4 protein-coding genes are annotated in these 3,048 nt (G+C 38.3%); all 4 read right to left on the bottom strand.

Features of this window, described 5'->3' with window-relative positions; translation table 11 throughout:
- Positions 1 to 561: ATP-binding protein (locus FJ218_11190; GenBank protein MBM4167465.1), on the bottom strand; the 561-nt coding region annotated here is incomplete at its 3' end.
- 103 nt (positions 562 to 664) lie between these two features.
- Positions 665 to 1,198, bottom strand: a complete 534-nt coding sequence (locus FJ218_11185) for a spore maturation protein (GenBank protein MBM4167464.1) — start codon at positions 1,196 to 1,198, stop codon at positions 665 to 667.
- A gap of 39 nt (positions 1,199 to 1,237) precedes the next feature.
- Positions 1,238 to 1,585, bottom strand: a complete 348-nt coding sequence (locus FJ218_11180; protein MBM4167463.1) for a four helix bundle protein — start codon at positions 1,583 to 1,585, stop codon at positions 1,238 to 1,240.
- 42 nt (positions 1,586 to 1,627) lie between these two features.
- Entirely contained in the window at positions 1,628 to 2,245 is a 618-nt protein-coding gene (locus FJ218_11175; GenBank protein ID MBM4167462.1) for a nucleoside recognition protein, read from the bottom strand.
- Positions 2,246 to 3,048 lie beyond the last annotated feature (803 nt).

Genomic DNA, 3,048 nt, shown 5'->3' with positions numbered 1-3,048 from the left:
GTTTTCAAAAACATCTTTTATGTTTACGGTTGTCGGTTGCATCGAAGAACTTCCGTTCAGAAATTCGAGCGCTTCATTCAAACTCGAAACGCCGAACACCTCTATGCCTTGCACCATCGCGGCTTCGTTTGCATTTTCTTTTGGAAGAATTATTCCGCGTTTGTTGTTGTGTTTCACTTCGAGTGCAATTGGAAGAACGCCGTGAATGGGACGAAGCGAACCATCAAGCGCGAGTTCTCCGAGAATAATATAGTCGCTCAATTTTTCTTCCGACACGTTTGCATTCGCAGCAAGAATTCCAATTGCAATCGGTAAATCGTACGATGAACCTTCTTTCTTCACATCTGCCGGCGCGAGATTGACGGTAATTTTCAATCCGGGATAATGCAAACCGGAATTGCGAATCGCCGATGAAACACGCTCGCGGCTTTCTTTCACCGCATTATCCGGCAAACCGACGAGTAAAAAGTTCGGCGTTGTATTCGGTTGAATATGCGTTTCCACTTCAACGAAATATGCATTGATACCGTACGTTGCGGCGGAGAAAATTTTGGAAAGCATAGTTTGATTTTAGATTTTAGAATGAAGATTTTAGATTATTACTACTTGAAATAACGAAAAGAATTTTGTCTAACATACTAAACTACTCACAGACTCAACTACTTTATCCAAACATCCAGTTCACAATCCACACGCTCATCAAAATTCCAACGATGTCCGCAATAATTCCTGCGGGAACAGCGTGTCGCGTTTTGGAAATACTCACGCTCCCGAAATACACAGCGAGAACATAAAACGTTGTTTCGCCGCTTCCCATAATTACGGAAACCATTCTTCCAATCAGCGAATCGGGTCCGTGCGTTTTCATTACTTCGGAAATCAAGCCGAGCGTTCCACTTCCCGAAAGCGGTCGCATAATCGCAACGGGTAATGCTTCTGCCGGCATTCCGATAAGTTTTGTGATGGGAGAAAGTAATGTTGCGAGAAAATCCATTGCACCACTTGCACGAAACACGCCAATCGCAACAAGCATTGCAACGAGATACGGAATAATTCTCACGCCAACGTTGAATCCTTCTTTCGCTCCTTCGACAAACAGTTCGTACACTTTTACTTTTTTCATTGCACCGTAAGCAACAATAAAAAATATCAGCAACGGAATTGCAAGTAAAGAAATTATTTCGACAGCGTAGAGCATAGAGCAGAGAGCGTAGAGCAGAGAGCGTAGAGTAGTTTGTTAAAGTGTTGAAGAAAACCCAATAATCATTTTACTGATTTGTTCAAGTTCGTTTTGAATCTCGTCTTTTTCTTTTTCTGAAATATATTTCCTTCGGTGTGCAATGATTATCATATTTGCCGTTTCAAAAATGGAGCGATGAGAATAATTCAAAAACTGTTTGAATTCTATTTTCGATTTGCTTCCCGAACCTTCAGCAATATTATTCGAAATAGATAAACACGCTCCTCGTAATTGATCTGCAAAACGATAATGATGTTCACTTTCAATTTTATCAGCAACATCAAAAACTCTATCGGAAACGGCTATTGCTCGCTTCCAAATTTCTAATCCTTCAAACCTAAACATAAGTTATTCAAACAAAATAAAACTCAAAATCAACTCTCTGCTCTACGCTCTCTGCTCTACGCTCTCTGCTTTATATTTTTTCAATCTTGCTAAAAGTTTAACAACAATCACTCCTACTATCGTATTTACTGTTGTCGCAACAATTGCAGCGCCAAGAATTTCTGTCGGATTGTGTGAACCAAGTGAAGCGCGAATTGCAATCACCGTTGCAGGAATAAGTTGAACGTTACTCGTATTGATAACGAGAAATGTACACATCGCATCGGTTGCAGTTCCAACTTTTTTATTGAGTGAATTCAAATGCTCCATCGCTTTCAAACCGAATGGCGTTGCAGCGTTGGAAAGTCCTAACATATTTGCAGAGATATTCATTATCATTGCTCCCATCGCGGGATGCTCTGCGGGAACGTCGGGAAAAATTCTTGTCATTATCGGTTTTAGAAGCAAAGCAATTTTCGAAATCAAACCGCTTTCTTCTGCGATTTTCATTATACCAAGCCATAGTGCCATTATGCCGATTAAACCGATTGCAAGCGTTACAGCAGTTTTTGCAGAAGAAAAAATTCCATCATTCGTTACGTTATTGAGCGTTGTGAATTTTACTTCGTCGAAAATAATTGTCGCGTTTGAGATGGACACCACTTTTAATGTGGCGTCCATCTTGATTTTCCCGACAATTACATTTTCTTTTTTCTGCGCTTTGGAAAGTTGTTTCCAGATTGCTGGAGAAGTTTCATTCAACAAAATCGAAATTGTTCCGCTTGTCGAATCGAGAAACGTTATTTCGGTTTTTGCTTGAACGTCTTTCGTTTCGCTTGCATTGTAGAAGTGATTGAATTGCTCTTTAGAAATTGCAAGAGAATATTTTTGTTGCTCGAACTTAAGTTCGCACAACAATTCTTTTCCATTCCGAAATTTATCCGACGACAAATCGGAAACATCTTTGGAAACAGCAACGATAATTCCGATTGCAAGAAGTGAAATCCAAATGTAGTTGAGCATTTTTATTAAAAGTTACGTTGAATATACTTTTTTCGGAGAAGAAAAGAAATCAATAGCGAAAATTTTTCCGCATTGTTTTTTTTATGAATTTTTTTAAGCACAAGAAACCTCAATAAATACAGTATTAAAAGAATTACATTCACTACGCGTACTCTTGACTGTGGAGAGAATTTCATTATATTTTGCCCAACAAATTTTAAAAGAATTTGTAATTATTTATAACTATTACATTATTTTATTCACATTTTTTGGAGTAAATATTTATGAACAAACTAGTCAATTTTTTACTTGCTCTTGGAATCCTTTTTGGTAGTTCCAAGTTAGTTGCTCAAGATGCGTCTGTGTTCAAACAGTTCAAAATCCCAACCTACGAGTATAAACAACTCTATGTAGAAGGTCAGGATTTCTTGAATTATATGAGTCAAGGCGATGTCTCGAAATTTAATATGAATCTTGCCGGA

It is taken from the genome of Ignavibacteria bacterium (genome assembly GCA_016873775.1).
Lineage (GTDB): Bacteria > Bacteroidota > Ignavibacteria > UBA10030 > F1-140-MAGs086 > JAGXRH01.
The sequence above is the reverse complement of the archived record's forward strand: the minus strand, read 5'-3'. Positions and strand labels throughout refer to the sequence as shown.